The sequence below is a fragment of the Pseudomonas aegrilactucae genome (assembly GCF_019168305.1).
Classification (GTDB): domain Bacteria; phylum Pseudomonadota; class Gammaproteobacteria; order Pseudomonadales; family Pseudomonadaceae; genus Aquipseudomonas; species Aquipseudomonas aegrilactucae.
Genome location: NZ_JAHTBI010000058.1, coordinates 1 through 26,001 on the forward strand (window position 1 = coordinate 1; position 26,001 = coordinate 26,001).

27 protein-coding genes are annotated in these 26,001 nt (G+C 63.0%); 15 read left to right on the top strand and 12 right to left on the bottom strand.

Annotated elements, in window-relative coordinates; genetic code table 11:
• The first annotated feature begins 340 nt into the window (after positions 1-340).
• The 3 genes from KUO17_RS17235 (at position 341) to KUO17_RS17245 (ending at position 5,066) form a co-directional block, all read left to right on the top strand.
• Positions 341-655, top strand: a complete 315-nt coding sequence (locus KUO17_RS17235; protein ID WP_255263641.1) for a DUF6124 family protein — start codon at positions 341-343, stop codon at positions 653-655.
• A gap of 348 nt (positions 656-1,003) precedes the next feature.
• On the top strand, positions 1,004-3,133 hold the full coding sequence (locus tag KUO17_RS17240) for a TonB-dependent siderophore receptor (protein WP_217976739.1): 2,130 nt from the start codon (positions 1,004-1,006) through the stop codon (positions 3,131-3,133).
• A 229-nt stretch (positions 3,134-3,362) separates the two neighbouring features.
• On the top strand, positions 3,363-5,066 hold the full coding sequence (locus KUO17_RS17245; protein ID WP_217976740.1) for an amidase: 1,704 nt from the start codon (positions 3,363-3,365) through the stop codon (positions 5,064-5,066).
• Between the two features lie 195 nt (positions 5,067-5,261).
• On the opposite strand, the gene KUO17_RS17250 is transcribed toward KUO17_RS17245, so the two are convergent.
• A complete protein-coding gene (locus KUO17_RS17250) occupies positions 5,262-6,452 on the bottom strand; it encodes a saccharopine dehydrogenase family protein (RefSeq protein WP_425274870.1) in 1,191 nt (396 codons plus the stop codon).
• A 72-nt stretch (positions 6,453-6,524) separates the two neighbouring features.
• Positions 6,525-7,622 (bottom strand): carboxynorspermidine decarboxylase, encoded by a 1,098-nt coding sequence (locus KUO17_RS17255; protein ID WP_217976741.1) that lies wholly within the window; start codon positions 7,620-7,622, stop codon positions 6,525-6,527.
• A gap of 237 nt (positions 7,623-7,859) precedes the next feature.
• Here KUO17_RS17255 and KUO17_RS17260 point away from each other — a divergent pair, with 237 nt between their 5' ends.
• From KUO17_RS17260 to KUO17_RS17275, 4 genes are all read left to right on the top strand, one after another.
• Entirely contained in the window at positions 7,860-8,606 is a 747-nt protein-coding gene (locus KUO17_RS17260; protein WP_217976742.1) for a hypothetical protein, read from the top strand.
• A 158-nt stretch (positions 8,607-8,764) separates the two neighbouring features.
• A complete protein-coding gene (locus KUO17_RS17265; protein ID WP_217976743.1) occupies positions 8,765-9,286 on the top strand; it encodes a sigma-70 family RNA polymerase sigma factor in 522 nt (173 codons plus the stop codon).
• Positions 9,283-10,245 carry a FecR family protein gene (locus KUO17_RS17270; protein WP_217976744.1) on the top strand — a complete coding sequence of 321 codons (963 nt, stop codon included), beginning with the start codon at positions 9,283-9,285 and terminating at the stop codon, positions 10,243-10,245. The genes KUO17_RS17265 and KUO17_RS17270 overlap by 4 nt, the downstream gene beginning before the upstream one ends.
• A gap of 74 nt (positions 10,246-10,319) precedes the next feature.
• Positions 10,320-12,812, top strand: coding sequence for a TonB-dependent siderophore receptor (locus tag KUO17_RS17275; protein WP_217976745.1), 2,493 nt, complete (start codon positions 10,320-10,322; stop codon positions 12,810-12,812).
• Between the two features lie 6 nt (positions 12,813-12,818).
• Here the strand turns inward: KUO17_RS17275 and KUO17_RS17280 are convergent, their stop codons facing one another.
• The 3 genes from KUO17_RS17280 to KUO17_RS17290 all read right to left on the bottom strand — a co-directional run bounded on the left by KUO17_RS17280 (position 12,819) and on the right by KUO17_RS17290 (position 14,409).
• Positions 12,819-13,193, bottom strand: a complete 375-nt coding sequence (locus KUO17_RS17280) for a cupin domain-containing protein (protein WP_217976746.1) — start codon at positions 13,191-13,193, stop codon at positions 12,819-12,821.
• A gap of 73 nt (positions 13,194-13,266) precedes the next feature.
• Positions 13,267-14,082, bottom strand: coding sequence for an AraC family transcriptional regulator (locus KUO17_RS17285; protein ID WP_217976747.1), 816 nt, complete (start codon positions 14,080-14,082; stop codon positions 13,267-13,269).
• 30 nt (positions 14,083-14,112) lie between these two features.
• Positions 14,113-14,409: a DUF3144 domain-containing protein gene (locus tag KUO17_RS17290; RefSeq protein ID WP_217976748.1), complete on the bottom strand. Its 297-nt coding sequence runs from the start codon at positions 14,407-14,409 to the stop codon at positions 14,113-14,115.
• 225 nt (positions 14,410-14,634) lie between these two features.
• On the opposite strand from KUO17_RS17290, the gene KUO17_RS17295 reads away from it, so the two are divergent.
• Both KUO17_RS17295 and KUO17_RS17300 read left to right on the top strand, forming a co-directional pair.
• Entirely contained in the window at positions 14,635-16,311 is a 1,677-nt protein-coding gene (locus tag KUO17_RS17295) for an MFS transporter (protein WP_217976749.1), read from the top strand.
• Positions 16,312-16,471: 160 nt separating this feature from the next.
• Entirely contained in the window at positions 16,472-17,614 is a 1,143-nt protein-coding gene (locus KUO17_RS17300; RefSeq protein ID WP_217976750.1) for a hypothetical protein, read from the top strand.
• A gap of 25 nt (positions 17,615-17,639) precedes the next feature.
• Here KUO17_RS17300 and KUO17_RS17305 read toward each other — a convergent pair whose 3' ends face one another.
• From KUO17_RS17305 to KUO17_RS17315, 3 genes are all read right to left on the bottom strand, one after another.
• On the bottom strand, positions 17,640-17,954 hold the full coding sequence (locus KUO17_RS17305; protein WP_217976751.1) for an AzlD family protein: 315 nt from the start codon (positions 17,952-17,954) through the stop codon (positions 17,640-17,642).
• On the bottom strand, positions 17,944-18,660 hold the full coding sequence (locus KUO17_RS17310; protein WP_217976752.1) for an AzlC family ABC transporter permease: 717 nt from the start codon (positions 18,658-18,660) through the stop codon (positions 17,944-17,946). Before KUO17_RS17310 ends, KUO17_RS17305 begins: the two co-directional genes overlap by 11 nt.
• 429 nt (positions 18,661-19,089) lie before the next feature.
• Positions 19,090-19,488, bottom strand: a complete 399-nt coding sequence (locus KUO17_RS17315) for a tautomerase family protein (RefSeq protein ID WP_217976753.1) — start codon at positions 19,486-19,488, stop codon at positions 19,090-19,092.
• 105 nt (positions 19,489-19,593) lie between these two features.
• On the opposite strand from KUO17_RS17315, the gene KUO17_RS17320 reads away from it, so the two are divergent.
• A complete protein-coding gene (locus KUO17_RS17320; protein ID WP_217976754.1) occupies positions 19,594-20,445 on the top strand; it encodes a LysR family transcriptional regulator in 852 nt (283 codons plus the stop codon).
• 161 nt (positions 20,446-20,606) lie between these two features.
• Here KUO17_RS17320 and KUO17_RS17325 read toward each other — a convergent pair whose 3' ends face one another.
• Positions 20,607-21,167: a 3-methyl-2-oxobutanoate hydroxymethyltransferase gene (locus KUO17_RS17325; RefSeq protein ID WP_217976755.1), complete on the bottom strand. Its 561-nt coding sequence runs from the start codon at positions 21,165-21,167 to the stop codon at positions 20,607-20,609.
• 26 nt (positions 21,168-21,193) lie between these two features.
• The gene (locus KUO17_RS17330) at positions 21,194-21,811 is read right to left on the bottom strand and encodes a LysE family translocator (RefSeq protein ID WP_217976756.1); all 618 of its coding nucleotides are present in this window, start codon (positions 21,809-21,811) and stop codon (positions 21,194-21,196) included.
• A gap of 147 nt (positions 21,812-21,958) precedes the next feature.
• Here KUO17_RS17330 and KUO17_RS17335 point away from each other — a divergent pair, with 147 nt between their 5' ends.
• Positions 21,959-22,411, top strand: coding sequence for an Lrp/AsnC family transcriptional regulator (locus tag KUO17_RS17335; protein WP_217976757.1), 453 nt, complete (start codon positions 21,959-21,961; stop codon positions 22,409-22,411).
• Between the two features lie 183 nt (positions 22,412-22,594).
• The gene (locus KUO17_RS17340) at positions 22,595-23,203 is read left to right on the top strand and encodes a DMP19 family protein (protein WP_217976758.1); all 609 of its coding nucleotides are present in this window, start codon (positions 22,595-22,597) and stop codon (positions 23,201-23,203) included.
• A gap of 36 nt (positions 23,204-23,239) precedes the next feature.
• Here the strand turns inward: KUO17_RS17340 and KUO17_RS17345 are convergent, their stop codons facing one another.
• Positions 23,240-24,052 carry a class I SAM-dependent methyltransferase gene (locus KUO17_RS17345; RefSeq protein ID WP_217976759.1) on the bottom strand — a complete coding sequence of 271 codons (813 nt, stop codon included), beginning with the start codon at positions 24,050-24,052 and terminating at the stop codon, positions 23,240-23,242.
• A 314-nt stretch (positions 24,053-24,366) separates the two neighbouring features.
• Between KUO17_RS17345 and KUO17_RS17350 the strand changes: the two genes are divergently transcribed.
• The 3 genes from KUO17_RS17350 to KUO17_RS17360 are packed head-to-tail and all read left to right on the top strand — an operon-like array spanning position 24,367 to position 25,082.
• A complete protein-coding gene (locus tag KUO17_RS17350; RefSeq protein ID WP_217976760.1) occupies positions 24,367-24,561 on the top strand; it encodes a hypothetical protein in 195 nt (64 codons plus the stop codon).
• Complete coding sequence (locus KUO17_RS17355; protein WP_217976761.1) at positions 24,558-24,878, top strand: low molecular weight protein tyrosine phosphatase family protein; 321 nt, start codon at positions 24,558-24,560, stop codon at positions 24,876-24,878. The genes KUO17_RS17350 and KUO17_RS17355 overlap by 4 nt, the downstream gene beginning before the upstream one ends.
• Before the next feature lie 27 nt (positions 24,879-24,905).
• The gene (locus KUO17_RS17360; RefSeq protein ID WP_217976762.1) at positions 24,906-25,082 is read left to right on the top strand and encodes a DUF2986 domain-containing protein; all 177 of its coding nucleotides are present in this window, start codon (positions 24,906-24,908) and stop codon (positions 25,080-25,082) included.
• A 326-nt stretch (positions 25,083-25,408) separates the two neighbouring features.
• Here KUO17_RS17360 and KUO17_RS17365 read toward each other — a convergent pair whose 3' ends face one another.
• On the bottom strand, positions 25,409-25,897 hold the full coding sequence (locus KUO17_RS17365; protein ID WP_217976763.1) for an Lrp/AsnC family transcriptional regulator: 489 nt from the start codon (positions 25,895-25,897) through the stop codon (positions 25,409-25,411).
• Between the last annotated feature and the right edge of the window lie 104 nt (positions 25,898-26,001).

A 26,001-nucleotide genomic window follows, 5' to 3' on the forward strand; every position in this document is an offset into this window, starting at 1 on the left:
CTGCAGGCTCACCAGGTCGTAGGTGGCCTCGCGCAGCCATTGGTCGACAGAGGCGGCTGCGGCGCCGAGGTCTTCACTGAGCAGGGTTTCGAGAGGGGCAATCGCAATCTGGATCTCACGCTCGCTGGGCGCGGATCCGGTGGGAGAAGCAGACATCGTACAAAGCCTTCCTAGGCAGGGACGTAGCGTCCCGGGTGGTCCATGAAGGCAAAATGATACTATGGAGAAGGCTTCTCATCCATGGAGAAACTTCCGAAAGCACTGTGGGATGTGTCGCTGAAAATTTGATGAGATGGAGTTGTAGCGGCACCCTCTCCATTACAAGTGATAACTGGCAATACTGGTCCCCCTTCCTTTTTACCCAACCCTTGAATCCCCACCCCAACCCCGCAAACCCGTCTACACCTCATTCGGCTGCTGCCACGGCGATCACCCACCCCTGTTTTCCGTGCGCGAAGACATCAAGATCGAAGAGGCGCTGGTCTACCTGTCGATCATGATCCAATGCGCCAAGGACACCACCGCACAAGCCTGCGAACGCGTCGATGAACAGTTCAAGAGCCTGCTGATGGCAAGCCAGCACTCACTGGAAATGAGCAACGCACTGATCGAATCGGTGCTGGACGGCATGGAAGCAAAAGCGGCAAGCAAGTAACGACGCAACACCAGGGCCGCAGATGCGGCCTACCGAACGTCCCCCACCGCCAGAAAACCGCTCTCCCCACCCTATGCAGTACATTCCTTGAGCCAGTCGCCCCCCCTGCACCAGCCGCTGGCGACCGATCGCATCCTGCAGTTCTCCTGAAAACGGACTGCGTGATTAAGCGGCAGCCGCCCGGGCTTTGAGAACGGATAGATCTTGAGGGGACGGGTGATGTGTGGTCACGCGCCCGCCGCAAGACCAGTCGGCGGCACGTAAAACATTTTGTAAAATTTCCCTTGAAAATAAATCGCAAATATTAATAATTCGCATTCGATAACAATTACCAGTTGGATCCATCGTATGCCCGCACTCCGCGCTTCCCGGTTCAGCCCCCTGCCGATCCACCTTTGCCTCGGTTTCGCCACCGCCTTCCTGCACACTCCGTTGTGGGCCGAAAGCGTCGAGTCACTCCCGCGTGAGGCACGTGCACAGGACGAAATCGAGGCCGCCAAAGGACTGGAACTGTCGGCCACCAACATCGATGCGCAATCGCTTGGTGAAAACACCGAGAACAGCGGCAGCTACGTGCCGGGCACCACCAGCATGGGCGGCAAGGGCCCGCAGAAACTGCGCGAGATCCCCCAGTCGGTCACCGTCATCACCCGCCAGCGCCTGGAAGATCAGCAACTGACCAACATGGACCAGGTGATGAGCCAAATGACCGGCGTCACGCGCAAGGAGGCCTGGGCCAAGAACACCTATGTGTCGCGCGGTTTCGAGATCACCAACGTGCGCTACGAGGGCGGCGCCACCTCGACCCTGCTCGACAGCAGCCGCTACGAGGACCTGGCGCAGTTCGACAGTGTCGGCCTGCTGCGCGGCGCCGATGGCCTGTACGGTGCCGGCGAGCCTGGCGGAGTGATCAACTTCATGTACAAGCGCCCGCTGGCACAGCCCCAGGTCAAGCTGATGACCTCGGCCGGAAGTTGGGACAACTACCGTGGCGAATTCGACGTGACCGGCCCACTGGGCATGGACGGTCGCCTGCGCGGTCGCTACGTGGGTGTGCTGGAAGACAAGCACTCGTTCGTGGATTACGACCACAAGAAGCGCAACCTCAACTACGCCTCGTTCGAGTTCGACGTCACCGACGAGTCGCTGCTGTTCTTTGGCCTGAGCCATCAGCGCGATGACCTCAACGGTGTGCGCAACACTCTGGCGCGCTTCTCTGACGGCTCCGACCTGGGCCTGCCGCGCAGCACCAACCTGACCACGCCCTGGAGCTGGAACGACATCGAGAGCACCACCTTCTTCGTACGCCTCGACCAGCAGCTCAACGATGCCTGGAAGGCCGTGGCCAACCTGCGACACACCATCAACGAGAACGCACAGAACGTGGTGGAGCTGGAAAACCCGATCGACCCGGTGACCGGCGCCGGCGGTGTGTGGTGGAACAACCAGCACGATTACCGCACCACCGAGACCACCCTGGACCTCAACACCCAGGGCTCGTTCGAGCTGTTCGGCCACCGCCACGACCTGACCGTGGGCGTGGACGCCAGCAACAAGAAGGGCAAGGGCGGCAGCTACTGGAACATGCTCTACGCCGACTCGGTGTTCTCGCCTACCCTGCCCGGCTACTACCCCACCGCGGAGAACTTCCCGGACACTTCAACCGATGTACGCAAGGTCGGCAGCTACACCTCGCTGCGCATTCGCCCGGTCGACGACCTGTCGTTGATCGTCGGCGGCCGCTACACCCTCAAGGAAGACACCGAATACGTCGGCGCCACCGGCCAGAAGCTGTCGTCGGTCGAAGAAGACCCGCAGTTCGTCCCGTACTACGGCATTGTCTACGACCTCACGCCGACCCTCAGCCTGTATGCCAGCCATGCCGAGATCTACAAGTCCCAGGCTACCCTGCTGCAAGGCCCGCCACCGGGCTCCAAGGCGCTGGAGCCGCTGACCGGCACCAACTATGAAATCGGCATCAAGAGCGAAATGGCCGATGGCCGCCTGCTGGGCAGCTTCGCGCTATACCGCATCGAGAAAAAGGGTGAAGGCCAGACCGACCCCAACTACCCGCGCAACTGGGGCGCCGTCACCTCCTGCTGCTATGTGGGCAACGGCTACCAGTTGAGCCAGGGCTTTGAAGTGGAGCTCAACGGTGAAGTCGCGCCGGGCCTGCAGGTGTCGATGGGTTACACCTACAACGCCAACGAGAACAAACGCCAGGGCGATGCGCGCTTCAGCACGCACACTCCGCGCCACCTGTTCAAGCTGTGGAGCGATTACCGCTTCCAGCGCCTGAACGCCTTGAGCCTGGGCGCAGGTGTCATCGCGCAGAGCCAGCACAGCGAGGCCGGCACCGTGGTGCCGATGGGCTCGACCACAGGCGACTCGCTGGACTACACCTTCGTCGAGAGCGGCTATGCCCTCTATTCGGCGCGCGCGCCTACGACCTGGACGAACACTGGACGCTGGCCCTGAACGCCAACAACCTGTTCGACAAGACCTACTACAGCACCGTGTCGTCCACCGGCTACGGCAACCTCTATGGTGAGCCGCGCAGCTTCATGCTCAGCCTGAGCGGGCAGTTCTGACCCCATAAAGCGCCAACACAGGTATGATTCCGGCCCATGGCCACGGCCGAAATCATACCGTTCACTGTCGATTCGGCCCCGAATCGACATGAAACCTACCCGTTGGTGTTGACCCCATGATCGAAGTCACCGAAGTCTCCATTGCACACCTGCGCGCCGCCCTCGAAGCCGGCCAGACCACCTCGGTCGAACTGGTGCGGGCCTACCTCGCCCGCATCGATGCCTACGACGGCGCAGGCACCCCCACTGCGCTGAATGCTGTGGTGGTGCGCAACCCCGAAGCCCTGAATGAAGCACGCGCCAGCGACGATCGCCGCGCCAAGGGCCAGACCCTTGGCCCGCTGGACGGCATCCCCTACACCGCCAAGGACAGCTACCTGGTCAAGGGCCTGACGGCGGCCTCCGGCAGCCCGGCCTTCGCCCACCTGGTGGCGCACCGCGACGCCTTCACCATCGAACGCCTGCGCGGCGCCGGGGCGATCTGCCTGGGCAAGACCAATATGCCGCCCATGGCCAACGGCGGCATGCAGCGCGGGGTGTATGGTCGCGCAGAAAGCCCGTACAACGCTGCCTACCTGACCGCGCCGTTTGCCTCCGGCTCCTCCAACGGCGCCGGTACCGCCACCGCGGCAAGCTTTGCGGCCTTTGGCCTGGCCGAGGAAACCTGGTCGAGCGGGCGCGGCCCGGCCTCCAACAATGGCCTGTGCGCCTACACGCCGTCGCGCGGGGTGATCTCGGTGCGTGGCAACTGGCCGCTGACGCCGACCATGGACGTGGTGGTGCCATTTGCACGCACCATGGCCGACCTGCTCGAGGTGCTGGACGTGGTGGTGGCCGAAGACCCCGACACCCGTGGCGACCTGTGGCGCCTGCAGCCGTGGGTGCCGATTCCGGCCGTGGCATCGGTGCGCCCGGCCGCCTACCCGCAGTTGGCCGCCACACCCGAAGCGTTGGCGGGCAAGCGCTTTGGCATCCCGCGCCTGTACATCAACAAGGACCCTGAGGCCGGTACCGCGGACGCGCCGGGCATTGGCGGCCCGACCGGCCAGCGTATCCATACGCGCCCGTCGGTGATCGCCCTGTGGGACGCGGCGCGCCAGGCGCTGGAAGCGGCCGGTGCCCAGGTGCTGGAGGTGGATTTCCCACTGGTGTCCAACTGCGAGGGCGACCGGCCCGGCGCCCCGACCGTGTTCAATCGCGGGCTGGTGTCCAAGGAGTTTCTGCACCATGAACTGTGGGACCTGACCGCCTGGGCGTTCGATGACTTCCTGCGCGCCAATGGCGACCCGCAGCTGAACCGCCTGGTCGATGTGGACGGCCCGCAGATCTTCCCCCACGACCCAGGCACCCTGCCCAACCGTGAGGGTGATCTGGCGGCGGGCATGGACGCGTACGTGCGCATGGCCGAGCGCGGCATCACGCCGTGGGATCAGATCAGCACCTTGCCTGACGGCTTGCGCGGGCTGGAGCAGACGCGACGCATCGACCTGGAAGACTGGATGGACGCGCTGGGGCTGGATGCCGTGCTGTTCCCGACGGTCGCCGATGTGGGCCCGGCGGATGCGGATGTGAACCCGGCATCTGCAGACATTGCCTGGAGCAATGGGGTGTGGGTGGCCAACGGCAACCTGGCGATTCGGCACCTTGGCGTGCCGACGGTGACGGTGCCGATGGGGGTGATGGCGGACATCGGCATGCCGGTGGGGCTGACCTTTGCAGGGCGTGCTTACGATGATTCGGCATTGTTGCGGTTGGCGTCGGCGTTCGAAGCTACCGGGTCGAAGCGGATGATTCCACCGCGTACGCCGGCATTGGCGTAGATAAGAACCTCTCGGCTGGCTGACCCGGCCTCTTCGCTGGCAAGCCAGCTCCCACAGGAACTGCGCATACCTTGAGGGCAGCGCGGTATTTGTGGGAGCTGGCTTGCCAGCGAAGGGGGCAATGCGATTACAAAACGGGCACAAAAAAGGGGACGCCATCATGGCGCCCCCCCCCTTTTAGTCAACCTGACCCTTTCAGTTCCAGGGACGGTCGCCGTTCTCGTCCTTGATACGGGTCGGCAAGCCCATCACGTCCAGCGCCTTGAGGAACGGCTCGGCCGGCAGCTCCTCGACGTTGGCCATGCGCTGCACATCCCACTCGCCACGCGCAACCAGCAAGGCCGCAGCCACTGGCGGCACGCCAGCAGTGTAGGAAATGCCCTGGCTGTCGGTCTCGGCGTAAGCCTCTTCGTGATCGGCCACGTTATAGATGAACACTTCACGCGGCTGGCCATCCTTGGTGCCCTTGACCAGGTCGCCAATGCAGGTCTTGCCGGTATAGCCCGGCGCCAGCGAAGACGGATCCGGCAGCACGGCCTTGACCACCTTGAGCGGCACCACTTCCAGGCCCTCGGCTGTCTTGACCGGTTGCTCGGACAGCAGGCCCAGGTTCTTCAGCACGGTGAACACGTTGATGTAGTGCTCGCCAAAGCTCATCCAGAAGCGCACGTTCGGCACGTCCAGGTTCTTGGACAGCGAATGCACTTCATCGTGGCCGGTCAGGTACAGGTTCTGCGAACCCACCACCGGCAGGTCGTCGGTACGCTTGACCTCGAACATGGTGTTGCTGGTCCACTGGCTGTTCTGCCAGCTCCACACCTGCCCGGTGAACTCACGGAAGTTGATTTCCGGGTCGAAATTGGTGGCGAAATACTTGCCATGCGAGCCGGCATTGACGTCGAGAATGTCGATCGAATCAATGCGGTCGAAATACTGTTGTTGCGCCAGCGCTGCATAGGCATTGACCACACCCGGGTCGAAGCCCACGCCAAGGATGGCGGTAATGTTCTTCTGCTGGCATTCCTCGAGGTGATTCCACTCGTAGTTGCCATACCAGGGCGGCGTTTCGCAGATCTTGCCCGGTTCTTCGTGAATGGCGGTGTCCAGGTAGGCCACGCCGGTATCGATGCAGGCACGCAGCACCGACATGTTGAGGAAGGCAGAACCGACGTTGATCACGATCTGCGATTCGGTTTCGCGGATCAGCGCCTTGGTCGCCTCGACATCCAGAGCGTTCAGTGCAAAGGCCTTGATGTCGGCGGGTACCTTGAGGCTACCCTTGGCCTTGACGCTGTCGATGATGGCCTGGCATTTGGAGATGTTGCGTGACGCGATTGCAATACGACCGAGTTCGTCGTTGTGCTGCGCGCACTTGTGGGCCACCACCTTGGCGACACCTCCTGCACCAATGATAAGAACGTTTTTTCTTCAATTTCTTTAAGTCTCCTTTGCGCCAGCTTACGAGAGGCTGGACAGGTAGTCGTCAAAACCAAATTCGCGAACCACGTCGACACTACCGTCGAGTTGTTTCACTACGATGGATGGCATCTTCAAACCGTTGAACCAGTTTTTCTTGACCATGGTGTAACCCGCCGCGTCGATGAACGACAGCCGATCGCCGATGGCCAGCGGACGATCGAATTGATATTCACCGAAGATATCCCCGGCCAGGCAGGATTTGCCGCACACCATGTAGGTGTGTTCACCCTCGCTGGGCGCCAGCTTGGCGTTCAGGCGATAGATCAGCAGGTCGAGCATGTGCGCTTCGATGGAGCTGTCGACCACGGCCAGGTGCTTGCCGTTGTACAGGGTGTCGAGCACGGTGACTTCCAGCGAGGCGCTCTGGGTGATGGCCGCTTCGCCGGGCTCCAGGTAGACCTGCACGCCGTACTGCTGCGAGAACGCCTTCAGGCGCGCGCAGAACGCGTCCAGTGCATAGTCTTCGCCGGTGAAGTGGATACCACCGCCCAGGCTGACCCACTCGACCTTGTGCAGCAGGTGGCCGAAGCGCTCTTCGATGGTGTTGAGCATCTGGTCGAACAGGCCGAAGTCGCCGTTCTCGCAGTTGTTGTGGAACATGAAGCCGGAGATCTGGCCCATGACCGCGTCGATCTTCACCGGGTCCCATTCGCCCAGGCGGCTGAACGGGCGCGCCGGGTCGGCCAGCAGATAGTCGGAGCTGCTCACCTGCGGGTTGACGCGCAGGCCGCGGACCTTGCCTTCGGTGGCGTCGGCAAAACGCTCCAGCTGACCGATGGAGTTGAAGATGATCTTGTCGCAGTTCTCGACCATCTCTTCGATTTCATCGTCGGCCCAGGCCACGCTGTAGGCGTGGGTTTCGCCTTCGAACTTCTGGCGACCGAGCTTGAGCTCGTACAGCGACGACGAGGTGGTGCCGTCCATGTACTGCTGCATCAGGTCGAACACCGACCAGGTGGCGAAGCACTTGAGTGCCAGCAGGGCCTTGGCCCCGGACTGTTCGCGCACATAGGCGATCTTCTGCATGTTCTGCAGCAGCTTGGTTTTGTCGATCAGGTAGTACGGCGTTTTGATCATTTCGAGGCCCCCGGCAAGGCCGGCCAAAAAAAAGGACACGCATTGTGCCTTCACTGCGTCGGAATCGAAAGCTCGGAAATGATTTTTGCGGGGTCGGGATTTTTCAGGTTGTGCCGGGCCGCGCACGCGCGACGGCCGGAGAAATTTTCCTGCCACCACGATCGTGCGTTGCACTTGCCTCTGGCAAGATCGGCATGGGGCCCATTCCCTGTTCAAACATCATCCGGAGCACTGCGCATGGATCAAGCAACACTGAATTCGATACTGCTCAAGCTGAACAATGGCGACCTGGACGGCGCCGCCGTTGACATGCAGGCGCATGCGGCACTGCTGGCCGGCAACGGGCACGCGGCACTGTCCGATTTCCTGGCGCGCCATGCGTTCAGAACCCTGCGCGACAAGCATGACCCGACCAAGACCCTGCCCTTGCTGAACAAGGCGCTGCAGCACGCCGAACAGCATCAGGCTCGCCTGGACAGCGAGTACAAGGTACTGCTGGACGAGCTGTACGCGTATTTCCAGGCGTTCGAGGAAATTTCCTACGCCGTGGCGCCGGAGTGGACGCAGCCGGTGGTGTTCAATGAGCAGAACCGCGACAACCTGCCCTTTATCGAAGACTTCCTGAACCAGCGTGAAAGCCCGATCGACGCGTTCAACCTGCAAGGCGTATTGAGAAAGCAGATCAAGTTCTACCTGAACCTGAACCTGGCGGACGAAAGGCCGGGCCTTAAAGTGACCTACCGCAAAACCCATATCCTGCAGGGCAAGTCCTGGCGGTTTGTGGAACTGAGCCTGCAGGCGGCAGAAAAAACCGAAAAAGTGAACCGGCTGCCATCGCTTGAAAACGAGCTGTACGCGGTACACAGCGAGATGACCAGGCTGAAATGGGAAGTGCGCGAAACCGAGCTGCTCGGGCACAGGCACGCCGCGCAGTTTCAGGAGAAGCTGGGGGCGTTCCTTGGCGGTGTGACGACGCCTGCCTGATCTCGTGAGCGGGTACTGTGTGCCAGCAACCCAGGGGTGCCCTGCAGCACAAACGGCCCCGCCACACCCCGCCCCAGGTACACCAGCCGTGGTGACTTCATTGCGACATCAAGAAAGATCGTATTAATATCGAATCATTCTTATTAGCATATACACCCATGAAGCCCACCCCTGCTGCTCCGCCCGAGACGTTCGACAGCCTTTACCGCAGCCAGCACAGCTGGTTGCTCGGTTGGCTGCGTCGACGCCTGCACTGCCCGCACACTGCAGCGGACGTGGCACAGGACACCTTCATCCGTGTGCTGAGCACTGGCAACTACGTTGCCCCTCACCAGCCACGTGCATTTCTCGCCACCGTGGCGCGCCGCTTGCTGATCGACAACGGTCGACGCCAGCGTCTCGAACAGGCGTACCGCGAGGAGCTTGAACACTGTGCCAGCTACCTGGATCAGGCGCCCTCCCCCGAGCAGATCCTCCACGCCGTGCAAGTGCTCGAAGCGATCGACCGGGCACTCGCACGGATGAAGCCACGGGTGCGCGAGACCTTCATGCTCAGGCACCTGGAAGGCTTGAGCCAGGCCGATGTGGCCAAGCGCCTGGGCGTTTCGCTACGCACGGTGCAACAAGACCTGGTCGATGCCCTCGAAGCCTGCGATGACGCAGCGGGCGGGTGCACATGAGCCCGTCCAGCCCCGCATCGGTGCGCCGCCAGGCCGCCGAATGGCTGGTGCGCCTGGATCACCAGCCCGACGCCACCACCACCCAGGCCTTTGCCGACTGGCTGGCCGCCGACCCCTTGCATGCCCAGGCCATCGATCGCCTGCGCGGCCACCTGGCACCGCTGCATACCTTGCCTGCGCTGCCCGCCGGCAAGGCACTGCGGCGCGCCGGCCAGCGTCGCCGCCCAAGCCGCGTGGCAACACTGGCGCTGGCAACCCTGGTTGGCACCTCGGCATTGTTGGGGTATCCGTATTGGCAACAAGGCTTCGTGCTGGCAGACCTCAGCACCGGGGAACAGCAATGGCTTAGCGAGCACCTGCCCGACGGCAGCCAGCTCGAACTGGATGCCCGTTCCGCCGTCGACCTGCAATTCGATACCACGCAACGGCGGGTGCGTCTGCTACGCGGCGAGATGCTGGTCGAGGTGGCCAAGGACGCCCAGCGTCCGTTCTACGTCGATACCCCACAAGGCAGTATCCGCGCCCTGGGCACCCGTTTTATCGTGGAGCGCCAGGCGCAGGCCACCGTCATCACCATGCTCGAATCCGCCACCCAGGTCGACAGCGCCGGGCACAGCCAGACCGTCAACGCCGGCCAACGCCTGCGTTTCGATGGCAACGGGCCTGGCACGCTGCAACAGGTGGATGGCACCGCGCTGCAAAATGCCTGGGCCGCCCATCAGGTGCTGGCCTACGACCAACCGTTGCCCGAAGTACTGGAGCGCCTGGCGCGTCATCGCAAGGGCCTGGTGCTGTTCGACTCCAAGGTGCTGGCCGCGCTGCGCGTCACCGTGATGTTGCCCACCGACGACAGCGACCGCGCCTTGCGCCTGCTGGCACGCACACTGCCCATCCAGGTCAGGCACTACACGCCTTGGGTGACCGTGGTGTCGCTCACACCCGGGAGCATCAAGGAATAATTTTCAGATGCGCTGCGTGTTTTCGATTCTCAGTCGTCCTCCCCTGGGCCAACACTGAACGGAGACTCGCAAACATGGCTTCATCTACCCGCAAGCCCCCCCTGCCATCGCCCGGCGGCCTGCTGCTGGCAACGCGCCTGACCCTGGGCGGCCTGTGCCTGGGCCTGCCGGCGCTGGCCTGTGCCGAGCAGCAGGTACAGGCCTATGACATTCCTGCCGGGCCACTGGAGCAGGTGCTGGGCCGCTATGCCCAGGCGGCCGACGCGCCAATCTCGTTCCAGTCCCGCCAGGTGGCGGGCTTGAGCAGCCCGGGGGTACGTGGAACCCTCAGTGTGCTCGAAGGGTTTGCCCAGGTGCTGCGCGGCACGCCACTGACGGTGCGCTACAGCGATGGGGGGTATTCGCTGGAGCGCCTGCCGGCGCAAAGCGGGGTACTGGAAGTAGAAGCCACCAGCGTGACCGCCCAGCAGTTGGGCAGCATCACCGAAGGCACCGGTTCCTACACCACCGGCAGCGCCACCATTGGCGGCAAGACCGAAAAGACGCTGCGCGAAACACCCCAGTCGGTCTCGGTCATCACCCGCCAGCGCATGGAAGACCAGGGCCTGAACAGCCTGACCCAGGTGCTCGACCAGACCACCGGCATCACCCTGGTCGGCGGCAACGATGCCAGCACCAGCATCCTCTCCCGCGGTTTTGCGATCACCAGCATCCAGACCGACGGCGGCGCGCCGGCGGTGCGCGCCGAAACCTACCAGACCCTGCCGGACATGACAGCCTACGACCACGTCGAGGTGCTGCGGGGTTCCGACGGTCTGTATGGCGGCACCGGGGAGCCGGGCGGCAGCATCAACCTGGTGCGCAAGCGTGCACTGGGCCATAACCAGCTCAAGATCAGCCAGTCGGCAGGCAGTTGGAACAGCTACCGCACCGAGGTCGATGTCACCGGCCCACTGGGCTTCGATGGCCAGTTGCGCGGTCGTGTGGCCATGTCCTACGAGGACAAGGATTACTTCTACAAAGGTGCCGACAGCGAGAAGCACGTCGTGTTCGGCACCCTCGAAGCCGACCTGACGCCAGACACCCTGCTGACCCTCGGCGGCACCTACGAGTGGCGTGACATGGACGGCTATTGGGATGGCGGCCTGCCACGCTACAGCGACGGCAAGTCGCTGGGTCTGTCGCGGCGCACCTCGTTGGCCGCCGACTGGTCGTCCAACGACTACAAGCGCACCGAAGGCTTCATCAAGCTCGACCATCGCTTCAACGATGACTGGAAAATCAACGCCAGCTACACCAAGGCCAGGTTCGACACCACTGAAGACATCGGCCAGGTGACCGGCGCGGTTGATCCGCTGACAGGTGCGGGCGCGCAATATGCCCGTTTCATCCGGGGCTACAGCAACGACCAGGACCTGGTGGACACCAACGTTCAGGGCCGGTTCGAGGCCTTCGGCCTGCAGCATGAGGTGCTGTTCGGTGCCGACTACAGCGAGCTGGACCGCTCCTATTCCGACCACAGCGACCAGACCTTCCCTTTCAGCGTGGTCGACGGCGACGCCGGTGCGCTGCCCAAGCCTGCCAAGCCCCCGCTGTACTATGAAAGCCCCACCTGGAACATGCGTAAATCCGGGGCCTACGCCACCCTCAAGGCACAGTTGGCCGAGCCGTTGAAACTGACTGTCGGGGCCCGTTACTCGGACTACAGCGACGTGACCCGCACCATCGTGCCCAGTTTCGGCAGCGACCGTATCGTCGCCGGCAAGGACAGCGGTGTGATCACCCCCTACGGCGGGCTGGTCTATGACCTGACCGAGCAGTGGTCGCTGTACACCAGTTATGCCGAGATCTACCTGCCGCAAACCGCGTTCCTTGATGCAGGCTTCAATGGCCTCAAGCCGATCACGGGCCAGACCTACGAGTTCGGCACCAAGGGCGAGTTGCTCGACGGCCGCCTCAACCTGTCCACCGCGCTGTACTACACCAAACGCGAGAACGAGGCGGTACGGGTGTTCGCAGGTTCTGCGCCAGGTAACGATGCCAATTGCTGCTACGCGGCCATCGGCCAGATCATCAGCAAAGGCATCGACAGCGAGATTTCCGGTGAACTGGCGCCTGGCTGGCAGGCCACCGCAGGCTACACACTGAACATCAACCGCCAACGCACAGCCAGCGATCCGGGCAACAGTGGCAAACCGATCAGCACGCAAACGCCCAAGCACCTGTTCAAGTTCTTCACCACCTACCAGTTGCCGGCGCAACTGGAGCGCTGGAAGGTCGGCCTGGGCGCAGTCGTGCAGAGCGAGACCTACAAGAGCGGCAACGTCCAGCGGCGTCTGGGTGACGGCAGCCTGGCCACCGACCCGACCTCGTTCTCGTTCACCCAGTCGGGCTATGCGGTGTGGAACAGCCTGGTGGAGTACCGTATCGACGACCACTGGACGGCGACGGTCAACGCCAACAACCTCTTCGACAAGACCTACTACCAGACAGTGGACGCCACCGACAGCCGCAACTGGTACGGCGCACCGCGCAACTACATGCTGACCTTGCGTGGGACGTTCTGACCGGGCCTAGATCCACACATCGTTGACGGCCGTCCTGTCGCCGCCTTGCTCCCCGGTGTTCAAGACCCCGCGTGGCTCGACAAGCATCAGCTGGACCTCGGTTTCAGCGTAAGGCTTGTGCTCCACGCCCTTGGGCACCACGTACAGATCACCGCTGCCAAGCACCACGCTGCTGTCGCGAAAATCGATACGCAGCGTGCCTTGCACCACGAAGAACGCCTCGTCGGTGTCGGCATGCGCGTGCCACACGAAGTCGCCCTGCAAGCGCACCACCTTGAACTGGTAGTCATTCATTTCGGCCACGACCTTGGGTGTCCACTGCTCGCGGAACAGGGACAGCTTGTGGATCAGGTTGATCGGCTGGCTGGAAACCTGGGACATGTCGAACTCCTCATTTGACGAGCCAACAGCCTATCCGGCGCCCTCACCTGCACGCTTGTACGATCCTGCAACTTCAGCGCGCAGCGCTCAACATGCCCAGCCAGCGTGTCGGTGAAAGGCCATAGCACTGGCTGAAGTGACGGGTCATGTGGCTCTGGTCGAAGAACCCGGCCACCAATGCGGCGTCGACCAGGCTGAAGCCCTCCAGCAGCAACCGCCGGCAACGGTCCAGGCGGCGCAGCGTCACGTACCGGTAGGGGCTGGTGCCGAACAGCACGCGAAAATCACGCGACAGGCTCCAGCGCTCGCGGCCACTGACATGCTCCAGTTCATCCAGGGTGATGCCTGTGCCCAGGTGCTCATGGATGTACTCGCGAGCCCGTTGCGCGGCGCGGTAATCGAAGCTGCGTCGCCCGCGGGGTTTGCCGCCCACCGCTTCCAGCGCCTGTGCCAGGTCGAAGATTGCGTCTTGCTCCTGCAGCGGTTCCAGCGGGCAGTCCATCGCCTGCATGAACGGCTCGGTGGCCTGGTACAGGCGCGCATCGGTAGACAAACCACCGAGGATGAACGGCAGTGGCTTGCCACCCAGCACCTGCTGGATCACACAGGGGTCGATGTAGACCATGCGGTAGCGAAAACCGGCCTCGGTACCGGCCATGCCGTCGTGCAGCTCATCGGGGTGCAGCACCAGGGTGCCGCCAGGCAGGCTGTGACGCATGCCCTTCTGGTAGCTGAAGCTTTGCACCCCCGACAAGGTACGCCCGATGGCGTAGGTGTCATGCCGGTGCGGGTCGTAGCCATGCCCGCCAAAGTAGGCTTCGATGCGCTCGACCTGCGCCGCAGCGTGGCTTCGCAGCACCCAGTCCCGGTCGAATCTATCGTCGTGCATGGCGTGGTCCCTGTCGCACTGGCCGTCGGTTCACCCCTGGTTGCGGTCCATGTAGGCACTGAAGTTGTTGATATGGTCGTCCAGGTTGTCCTCGAGCATCATCCGGTACTGCTCGCAGAAGTACTTCAACATCGCCTCGCGCGCCTGCGCCATCTCTTCGCCGGACTTGAAGTTGCGCGCACTGACCCAGGCGTTGAAACGGGTGGTGCCGAACATCATCGATGCGCTGACCTTGCCCAGGTCTTGCACCTGCTGGAGCTGCGTGTTGGACAGATCGATATGCGCGTCGGCGCGATCATAGAACGACTCATCAGTGATTTCGGACATTGCGGGGGTACCTTTGGGGTCTTTGACGGCATGACGGCCTGCTGTGCAAGCCAGACGATCGTGCGGCGAGTGGATATCTGCAAGAAGGTGATTATGCTTCAAACGAGCGTGCAGCGCTGCGAGAGGGCTGTGCGCGCCATTCGTAGTCCGATGACATCAGCCCTTGGGCCTGGGTGCGGTGGTAGTGGGTGTTGCGGTCTACACAGCTCACTGCGGAGAAACCTCATGGCGGCAATCGACAACACATCCACGGGCAGTGCGCCCCGGCGCGGCATCACCAAGGAGGAGCGCAAGGTCATCTTCGCCTCGTCTCTGGGCACCGTATTCGAATGGTATGACTTCTACCTGTATGGCTCGCTGGCGGCGATCATCGCCAAGCACTTCTTTGCCGGCGTCAACGAAACCACTGCCTTCATCTTCGCCCTGCTGGCCTTCGCCGCCGGTTTCGCCGTGCGACCGTTCGGCGCCATCGTGTTCGGCCGCCTGGGCGACATGATCGGGCGCAAGCATACCTTTCTCATCACCATCGTCATCATGGGCGTGTCCACGGCGGTGGTCGGCCTGCTACCCGGCTACGCCAGCATCGGGGTGGCGGCGCCGATCATCCTGATCACCCTGCGCCTGCTGCAAGGCCTGGCGCTGGGCGGCGAGTATGGCGGGGCGGCCACCTACGTGGCCGAGCACGCGCCACCCGGCCGGCGCGGGTTCTTCACCTCGTGGATCCAGACCACTGCAACGCTGGGGCTGTTCCTGTCGCTGCTGGTGATCCTGGCCTGCCGTACCGCGCTGGGTACCGAGGCGTTCGAAGCCTGGGGCTGGCGTATCCCGTTCCTGCTGTCGATCCTGCTGCTGATCGTGTCGGTGTACATCCGCCTGCAACTGAGCGAGTCACCGGTGTTCCAGCGGATGAAAGCCGAGGGCAAGACCTCCAAGGCGCCGCTGACCGAGTCGTTCGCGCGCTGGGACAACCTGAAGATCGTGATCATGTCGCTGCTCGGCGGTACCGCCGGCCAGGCGGTGGTGTGGTACACCGGGCAGTTCTATGCGCTGTTCTTCCTGCTGCAGACCCTCAAGATCGACCCGCAGACCGCCAACCTGCTGATTGCCGGCTCGCTGCTGATCGGCACGCCGTTCTTCGTGATCTTCGGCAGCCTGTCCGACCGCATCGGGCGCAAGGGCATCATCATGGCCGGCTGCATCCTGGCGGCGCTGACCTACTTCCCGATCTTCCATGCCCTGACCCAGTACGGGAACCCCGACGTGTTCGCCGCGCAGGCCAAGAACCCGGTAACGGTGATCGCCGACCCCGCCCAGTGCTCGTTCCAGTTCGACCCGGTGGGCAAGGCCAGGTTTACCAGCTCGTGCGACGTCGCCAAGAGCCTGCTGGCCAGGCGGGCGATCCCCTACGAGAACCAGAAGGCCGAGCCGGGTACGGTGGCGCAGGTACGTATCGGCGACAAGGTGGTGCAGAGTTTTGAAGGCACCACACTGCCCGGCGCCGAATTCAAGGCCCAGAACGACGCCTTCACCGCCACCCTTGGCACCGCCCTGAAGGACGCCGGCTACCCGGAGAAAGCCGATCCGAACAAGACCAATTACCCGATGGTGCTGTTGCTGCTGACCATCCTGGTGATCTACGTGACCATGGTGTACGGCCCCATTGCCGCCTGGCTGGTGGAGCTGTTCCCTACACGCATCCGCTACACCTCCATGTCACTGCCCTACCACATCGGCAACGGCTGGTTCGGCGGGTTCCTGCCGACGGTGGCCTTCGCCATGGTCGCGGCCACGGGCGACATCTATTACGGGCTGTGGTACCCGATCGTCATCGCGGTGATGACAGCCATCCTGGGCACCTTCTTCCTGCCTGAAACCAAGGACCGCGATATCAACCACGAGTGAAGCACAGCGCCGCCCCTCCCCGGCCGGAGGGGGCGGCGCACCTTCAGTGGCCGGACCTGCCCGCTCGTTCAGCTTTACTTGCACGCCCCATCTGCGTCATACGGGGCGATTGAGATATTCTCTGCGCTCGCCATTCCCGCCCCTCTACGAGTCTTCATGGATGAAATACCTGTCCCCCCTGGCCTTGAGCATCAGCCTCGCGCTCGCTGGTTGCTCCAGCACTTCTTCTTCCAGCGAGGAGGCCACCAACGCACTTATCGCTGATATCCAGGCACCGCGCGATGCCAGCGACCTGGTGCAGTGGGTACAGCCACAGAACCAGAGCGTGGACTGCAAGATCTACAGTTCCATGTCCAGAACCGCACCCTCTGCCATCCATCAAGCGTACTGGGATGGCAAGTGCAAGGGCGGCTATGCCTCCGGTATCGGCCTGGAGGCGATGACCTCCGAACAGGGCAGCGGCTCGGCCATCGCCAACTACAGCGCAGGCCAGACCAAGCCTGATTACTACTACCAGAACAACGACGAGCCGGGGCTGGTCGCGTTTGGCGACCCGGAAAATGGCAACCTGATGCTGCTGGCCAAGGGCAGCACGTCGGGCAGCCCGGTTTTTTCGCTCGTCACCATGACACGAGAAAGCGACGGCACGGTGTATTCGAGCCTGTTCAACCCCGAGACCGGCGATACGTCGTTCGTCAAGCAGTTCCCGAGCGGATACGAGCTGGTCTATCGGTACCCGGCGTCGCCCAAGGACCCTGTCGCGATTGAAGCGTTCACGCTGAAGAACAACGCAGTGGTGGGCTACGCCATTCGCCAGCACAAGGACGCCAGCGTCGACCAGCTCAAGATGAGCGCCGGCTCGGCACGCGCCGGGCGTGTGCCAGAGCCCTACATCCAGTTTCTGCAAAGCACGCTCACGCAGGTCCGGCAAAAAAGTGCTGCGGCACTGCACAACGCCGAATCGAGCGTGGCCACGTCCATCGCCTACAGGAGCGCACAGTGCGGTCAGCAGGCACGCCAGCACGTCGCCACGCCCACGGACCTGTGCACAGAGCGGGCAGACCTGAGCCGCTACGCTGGCGCACTCAAGGCGATCGATGCCAAACGCGAGCAACGCTTCACCAACGAGTTGAATGCGCGCAACGTCGCCAGGCGCTGGCTGCAGGCACTGGCCGATTACAATGCAACCAACCAGCGCCCGAGCAGTAGCCTGGACGATGCCGTGGCGCAGTATGTAGAAAGCGTGAAAAGGGCCAGAACGATGGTCGACTACATCGAACGGAGTGCCGCCGCAGGCCTCTGATACCCTTGGTATCGCCCGAGCTTCGTTATCCCGCCAGGGCCCGGAACGCGGCGGCTGCAACCACGCCTGCGGTAATCGCAGGCAGTGGTTTTTTCACCACCAGCATGACCACCGCGGTACTCAGCAAGGCCAGCCGTGCGCCGTTGTCGCCCGTCACCGCCATTGGCGCCAGCACGGCGACCAGCACGGAACCGGACATGGCACTGATCAATTGCTGCACCCGATAGTTGATGGGTACGAACGACATCACGAACACCCCGCCCCAGCGCGTTGCCAGCGTAACCAGCGCCATGATCAGGATAATGATGAGCGGGCCATAGCCGCTGGTTTCAATGCTCATGCTTGTTCTCCATCCATACTGCGCCCAGCACGCCGCCGGCCAATGCCCCGACGACCACATGACTGTTGGCCGGCAGGTACCAGTAGGCGCACAGCGACGAGCCGGCCGCCACCGCCCAGATCACCAGCATGCGCGGGTTCTTTTGCCCGCCAACCACCATCGCCAGCAGAAAGCAGCCCATCACCATGTCCAGGCCCAGGCTTACCGGGTCGTGGATGGCGTTGCCGAAGTACAGCCCCAGCCAGGTACCGATCGCCCACGCCACCCACAGCGCCAGGCCGCCCCCGAACAGCAGGCCCAGGCCCGGCTTGCCGCTGTTGCAGGCCTGCATGGCCAGCGCCCAGTTGGCGTCCGAGGCTACCAGCATCACGCCGTAGCGCTTGGCCAGCGGCAACTCGCGCAGCCAGGGGTACAACGTTGCCCCCATCAACAGGTGCCGGGCATTGATCGCAAACACCGTGACCATCAACGGAATCAGCGGCACCTGCTCGCCCCACAGGTCGAGCGCTGCGAACTGCGACGCGCCAGCGAACACCAGGGTGCTCATCAGCATGATCGAACCATCGCCCAGCCCCGTTTGTACGGCAGCCAGCCCGAACGCCACGGCGAACACGACGACGAAGAAGGAAATCGGCAGCAGCTGTTTGAAGCCACCCCATACCTCATCGAACGTCAGCTCGCACGACGCCTTATCTACTGACAACACTCATGTTCTCCCTTGTCTGCCTATGCAATACCTCAAGCGTCACGTCGGGTTGACCCGTGCGGGTGCTTGAACAGCAGGCAATGTTGCTCCATCAGGGCGGGGATTGTCTTGCTGTTCTTCATGTGGGAACGCCACTGAGCGGTTAAGGTGGGTGGGCTGCCACGCCTCGGTGCGTTATGGTCGCTCACCTGCAGCGTGCTACCCATCTGCCACGATGCATCCCTAGCGCAAAGGACCGCACCATGATTTCCATCTGCTCGATCCTCGCCAATGAATGGCCGCTCTATCGCGAGATGCGCCTGCGGGCGTTGCTCGACTCACCCGACGCGTTCGGCAGCACCTATGCCGAAGAAGCCACCCGGGCTGATGACGCAGCCCATGGCACTGAACCTCAGCCGCTGAGCGCCCTCAACAAAGGCATCCCAACCCTCATACGCCAGCCTGCTGGTGGCGCCACTCCTGCGTACGCCCGCCATAGCCATAGGCCGCTGCGCGTGCATCGATCAGGTGCACGTAGGACGTCTCGTGCAAATCAGGACGCAACGCGGCAAGCGCTGCGTACACCTGGCCGATGAAACGTGCTTTCTCGGCCTTGGTGTTGGTCTCGTCGGTAATGCTGATGTCCAGGTGAAAGGCGCTGCCACCCAGCGCTGACAAGGGCTGGCCGGCGATGAACCAATCTTCGTCAGCGACATACTGCACCGTGGTGGCCATGACCTCGGGCAGCTTGCCGAGCACCTCGGCGGTCAGCCGGTTGACGATGGAAACAGCCTGGCGGCCCAGGTCGGTGTCGCGAGGGCCTGACAACTGGATGACGATATGGGGCATGACGCTCTCCTGGAAAGTGTTCAACGGCCCCATTGTGCAAGCCCACTTCACTTCGCAAAAGCCGGAAGATATGACCCTATCCATCGGCAAAACAGATGGATAGCCATGCATAGTTTCGACCTCGACCAACTCAAGACCCTTGTGGCCGCCGTCGAGGCAGGCAGCCTGTCTGCCGCCGCCCCGGCACGCTTCCTGTCCCAGTCATCGCTCAGCGAGCAGTTGCGCAAGCTGGAGCAACGCGCCGGCCAGCCCCTGCTGGTGCGCAGCAAGGCGGGCGTCAAGCCGACCGCCGCCGGGGAACGCTTGCTGGTGCATGCGCGGCAGATCCTGGCCTTGTCCGATGCCGCCTGGCGCGACCTGCATCAGGTGCCGCTGGAAGGCGAGCTGAACCTGGGCATCACCGATTACTTTCGCCCTGCCGACCTGACCCGACTATTGGCGCGCCTGGGCCAGCAGTACCCGCGCCTGCGCTTGCGCACGCTGATCGGCAAGAGCGACGAGCTTGAGGTTGCCCATCGGCACGGCCAGTTGGACCTTGCAATCGTGATGCGCGCGGCCGACGCCATAGGGTTGCCCACTGACGAAGCGCGGCGTCTGCACACTGAGCCGCTTGTGTGGGCACAGGCGCCGGGAAGTGCACTCGGCCAGCCGCTGGCACTGGCCGTACTGCCGCAGGGCTGTTCCCTGCACCGTCTGGCCCGCAGCCAGCTCGAAGCACACGGCACAGCCTATGTGGTGACCCACGTGGCCTCCGGCGTTGCCGGCCTGCAGGCAGCCGTCGCGGCAGGGCTAGGGGTGGCGTGCATGAATCGGTCGTCACTGCAGGAAGGTCATGTGGTGGAAGTGGCCCACGGCCTGATGCCGCCCTTGCCAATGGCCACCTTCGTACTGCTTGCCCAACCAGGGGGGGAGCTGTCGGCGCTGATCGAGGTCGTGGTGCAGGCGCTGGCAGGCTGAACACTCGCCAACGTGGGCAGGCGCCTGCCTCAAACACCCGCCCTTTCTGCGGCGCCCTCCTCGGCCAACATCTGCCGCAGGCGCTCTCGCTCCACAGGGCCTGGCAACACGCCCGGTGTCGTGGCGGCCGCACGTTCCCTTGGCCGCTGCATACGTACCCCTCAACACTGGAATGTATGTTCGGGCCCAGGGAACACGCCCTCGCCCACTTCCCGGGCAAACTCGCTTGCCGCCCTGTGCAGCACCGAGCGCACGTCGGCGTATTGTTTGACGAAGCGCGGCAGGCGCACATTGCCAAGCCCGGCCATGTCTTGCCACACCAGCACCTGGGCATCGCATTGATTGCCCGCGCCGATGCCGACGGTGGGGATCGCAACGGCCTGGGTAATGGCCGCGCCCACTTCAGCGGGCACCCTCTCGATCAGGAGCGCGAAGGCCCCCGCCGCTTCGAATGCCCTGGCCGTGTCTATCAGGCGTTGCGCGTCCTCGCCGCGGCCCTGAACCCGGTAGCCGCCCAACTGATGCTCCATCTGAGGAGTAAAACCGATATGCGCCATCACCGGGATGCCAGCCTCTTCGAAAATGCTCGTGCTGAAGGTGTCATAGGCTGTGAGCATCGCCCATTTGCGCCCTTGTGCCTTCATCTGCCCCAGGTGCGGGATTCGGATACGGGTGGGCCGCGTCACGGGCCCATTGCCATAAGGTGCTGGCTGATCGTTCATGCAACGTGTCTCCTGGTGAAGGGTGATCAATGCGGTATCTGCCCGGCCAGCAACACCAGTGCAATGATGATCATGGCGGCGCCTGACAACCGGCTGACCCAGCGCGCAGCGGCGGGTCGTGCGCCCAGCACGACTTGCGAACCGAAGCCGACCAACAGGTAGATCACCGCGCAACTGAAGGCGTGCACCAGCCCCAGGGCCATGATCTGCAGCGGTACCGGCCACGGCGCGGTGACATCGGTGAACTGCGGCAGCAGCGCCAGAAACAGCAGGAATACCTTGGGGTTCAGCCCGCTTACACACAGCCCCTTGAAGGCCCAGCGCCGCCAGGCGCCTGAAGCCTGGGTGGCATCGGCCTGGGGTGCAGAGGGGTGGGCGAGCATGTTGATACCCAACCACAGCAGATACCCTGAGCCTGCGATGGTCAGCAGCGACATCGCCACCGGGTGCCCGGCCACCAGCGTGCCTACACCTGCCGCCACGACCACCGTCGCAATCAAATGCCCGGACAACAGCCCGGCCACGGCAGGCACGACCACACGGCCCTTCAGGCCTGCCGAAATCGCATACGCCCAATCGGCGCCAGGGGTGATGACGAACAGGACCGACACGGCCCAGAACGCAACGAATACACTCAACGTCATGGCGCTACCCGCGCCTGCTGCAACCCGCTTGACTGCATGCTCCTGCTCCTCGATGCAATGATGGAAGCAGGAAGATTAGTGAAAAGTTGCTAGAATTTTCTTTCAAAGATAATCGGCCAGATGGCCGATACGGGGAGATTCTTCTACATGGACCGAATTGATCGAAAGATTCTTTCCGAGCTGCAAAAAGATGGCCGTTTGTCGGTCACCGAGCTGGCCGAGCGCGTGGGCTTGAGCCTCTCGCCCTGCCACCGTCGGGTACGTGCGCTGGAGGACTCGGGCGTGCTGCTGGGCTACCGGGCGCAACTGGACCCCAGCGCACTCGGCCTGAATTTTTCCGCGATGGTGTTTGCCACCTTGCGCGAGGGTGACCGTCAGGCCGTAGAGGCCTTCGAGACCGCGCTGGTGGGCATTGCGCAGGTGGTCGACGCCCAGCGGCTGTTCGGCGAACCGGACTACCTGCTGCACGTCATCACCCAGGATTTGCCGGCTTTTCAGAAGCTCTACGACGAATGCCTGTCGACACTGCCCAATGTGCAGCGCCTGACCTCTACCCTGGTGATGAAACGGGTCGTGCAGGACAGGCCGCTACCGCTGTGAAGGCCACCGCACCCTGGCAGGGCGAGCTGTGGCAGCACATAGGCCAGCAGCGGGATCGCCATCACGCTCAGGACATTGAGGGTTTCGTTGACCACGGCATGCATGACGTCCCGGGGCGTGTCGCCAAGGGTGCACACCACGGCCTTCAACATGACCTGCAGCACCACTGACAACGGAATGTGCATGACTGAACGACACCCCTGCCGCACCTGCGGCAACCTGATCCTGGCCAGCACCGCCGCACGCACCGGCGGGCTGTGCATGCCCTGCAAAGGTGGCTACCGGGAGAACATCGAGCACGGCAAGCAGCTCGCCAAGGAGCGCAAGCAGTACCTGGCCAGCCCGCAGGCGCTGTACTGGTCGGCATTGGTCGATCGGGTCTACCGCACCGAGGAGGGTTTCGCGGGGCTGGCCTTGGCCGAGCAGCACTACTACGCCGTGAACTGCCTCAGTGGGGAGGTCTACAACGGCGGTTTCGAACAGTACTTCGGCAACTCGTCGGGCGATCATTACCGGGTCGCCTGCGCAGGGCTGCGCGCACTCGGCGCGGTGCAGACCCTCGCGCTGCTGGAGGAAGCCAGCCGCGTGCTTTTTGGTACACAATCGGTGCCCCTCGATCAGGGCGCACGACAGATGATCATGCCCACCTACGCCGAGGAAGGCGACGCGCAGTGCGAGGCCGCGCTGGATGCGCTGGACACACGTTTCTACCTCGACACCGAGGCACTCGATGACCGATTGCTCCAGCATGCGCGTGTGCATGGGTTGTTCGTGGACGCCGAACCTGGTTGAAAAAAGCCACCGCGGGGGCGCGCGGTGGCTTCGGCGTCAGCGCCGCGTGATCACCACTTCAAGGTACTCGCTGGGGACTAGCAGCGATGATGTCGTCGCGACGTTGCTGTCGTTGAGCAGTTGGGTGAGGTCGCTTTCCAGGGCGCCGGCCTTTTCGCTGTCCAGTGAGGCAAAGGCCTTGTGCACCGGGCCGTACCAGGTCCTGAATACCTCGATGAAGTGCGCCGCCGAACGGTAGCGAAAATTGAACTGCTGACGGCTGACATCGATCGAGCCGATTGCGCCTTCGAACAGGTTGTGCAACTGCGCTTCGTCCCCCCAGCGCGACGGGGGTTGCGCGCCGGCGGGCGGCGGCACGTGTCGCCCGAGGGTCTTGAACATCTGCCCGACGAAGCCTTGCGGCGTCCAGTTGGCCAGACCGATGCGGCCACCTGACCGGCACACGCGAGCCATTTCCCTCGCTGCTTGCGCCTGGTCGGGTGCGAACATCACGCCGAAGGTCGATAGCACGGCATCGAAGCAGCCGTCTGCAAACGGCAGCGCCTCGACATCGGCGACCTGGAACTTCACATTCAAGTGTTCGGCCCGGGCGCGCTCCTCGCCGCGCTTGAGCAGTTCGGGCACATAGTCGGTAGACGTGACCTGGCAACCGCGTCGCGCGGCGGCCAGGGTGGCATTGCCGTTGCCGGCGGCCACATCCAGTACCTGTTCATCCCAGCGCAGGTCGCAGGCTTCGGCCAGGCGTTCGCCGACCAGTTGCAAGGTGGTGCCGATCACCGCGTAGTCGCCACTCGCCCACGCCGCCTGCTGGCGTGCTTTCAACGCTTGCAAATCAAGGGGTGTGCTCATTGTGTGCACCTGGTTTTCCGCGTGGCCGTCGCGTCAGGCGGTCAACGCGCCTTGGTTGTCATAGGGGCTGTTGTGATGGGGTCGTTCGCGCGCTGTATGGCGCGAGGGAATAGCTAACCGCCAAGCCGCACAGCGGGCAAGCCTGCATGTGCTGTGTTCAAGATGAGTTGGCTACAAGGGTATAGCGTTGGCGAATATGCCGTTGTGGGGTCTTCGTCTTTCGTGGACCTAGCCATCCTCCCTGTTTCACGCTTACCATAGGCGCAACTCGTATTGCCGCGGCTGCTGAACCCGGTATTCACGAGGACACGATCATGCAAAGAACACGCGCCTGGAGACGTTCCAAGGCCCGCAAGCACGGCCGGGACAAAGCGGCTCGCCCGCTGGAGTACAAGCCGGAAAAGAACTGGAAGCTGATGTACACCCGTGGCGACAAGTTGGTCAGGGCACGCCAGCTCGGCATGAGCTACCCCATCCGCACGCCTCGCCAATTGTTGGATCAAGAGTGACTAACCTCCTGTTCGTCTGCAGCCGCAACCAGTGGCGCAGCCCAACTGCAGAAGCGATGTGGCGCCGCCGTCCGGGCTACACTGCCCGCTCGGCGGGCACCAGCCCGAACGCACGCAAACCCATCGGCCCGGCGGATATCCGCTGGGCTGATGTGATCTTCGTGATGGAGCCCAAGCACCTGCATCGCCTGCGGGCGACTTATGCCCGCCTGCTTGAACACAAACGGCTGCACTGCCTGGATATTCCCGATGATTTTCAGTACATGGACCCTGATTTGATGGCCATGCTCGAAGACACCGTGGCGCCCCCACCTTGAAGTGCGCTTGCACGCTGAGTAGACACCATGAACCGTCGTAAAAAGATAAACCAGCTGTTGAAAGCCAACGCCAAGAAGGCAAGTGCCAAGTTGGCACCGCGCAGCAAGCCGCAGTACATCAGCAAGGCCGACCGGCTGAAGCTGGCTGCCGAAGCCGAGCAGGCCTCGCCCTTGGGTGGCGAGGTTGTTCAGGCATCACAGTAATCTCCCGTCTCCAGGTGCAGCTTCATTCGCTGAGCTGCATGCCCTGATCCGAAGGCCGTGGGAGCGGGCTTGACCCGCGACCTGGTGCGCAGCGCCAGTAGAACCGGTACACGCGGTGTGCCTGATGCACCGTGCATTCAGGGTTTGCGACCGCTGCGCGCTCGTTCGCTGGCAAGCCCGCTCCCACGCCCTCCGGGCAGAAGCTGATGCCTGCAGGCACTGGAGATCCGCTTCTGGCCGCCAGGCCGTGGGAGCTGGCTTGCCAGCGAACTGGTGCGCAGCGCCAGTAAACCGCTACACGCGGTCTACCTTATCCAACGCGCGCCCTACCCCTGCATGCTCGGCACCTCAAGCCCGACCTTCACCCGGTCCAGCGCCACGATGGTCTTGAACCAGGTGACATTGGTGTTTTCAGCAAACAGGCGCCGTGCCAGCGCCTGGTACTCCTGCATGCTGGCAACGGTCAGCACCAGCACGAAATCCACTTCACCGGTGACGTAATAGCACTGCTGAACCTCAGGCACCGCGAAATGCGCCTTCATCGCCTCCAGCGCCTCGATGCTGGTGCGCTCGGCCATGACCTCCACAATGATCGTGATCGGCCGCCCAACCGCCGTGGGGTCGACGATCGCGACATTGCCGGTGATCACGCCCCGCTCCTCCATCCGCTTGATGCGCCGCTGTACTGCGGCCGTGGACAGGTTGACCTGCTCGGCCATCAGGCGCAGCGCCAGGGTGTTGTCACGCTGGATCAGCGCCAGGATGGCACGGTCGAACTTGTCCAGCGATTCAGATGCAGCGTCGTGCTTTGCCATGGTGAACCCGCGAGAAAATTTCTCGAAAACTAGCAGAAAACTGCGACCCTTTATCTAGCTGCGAGAAATATTATCTTGCCGGCAGCCTGCATCCGCAGCCTGTT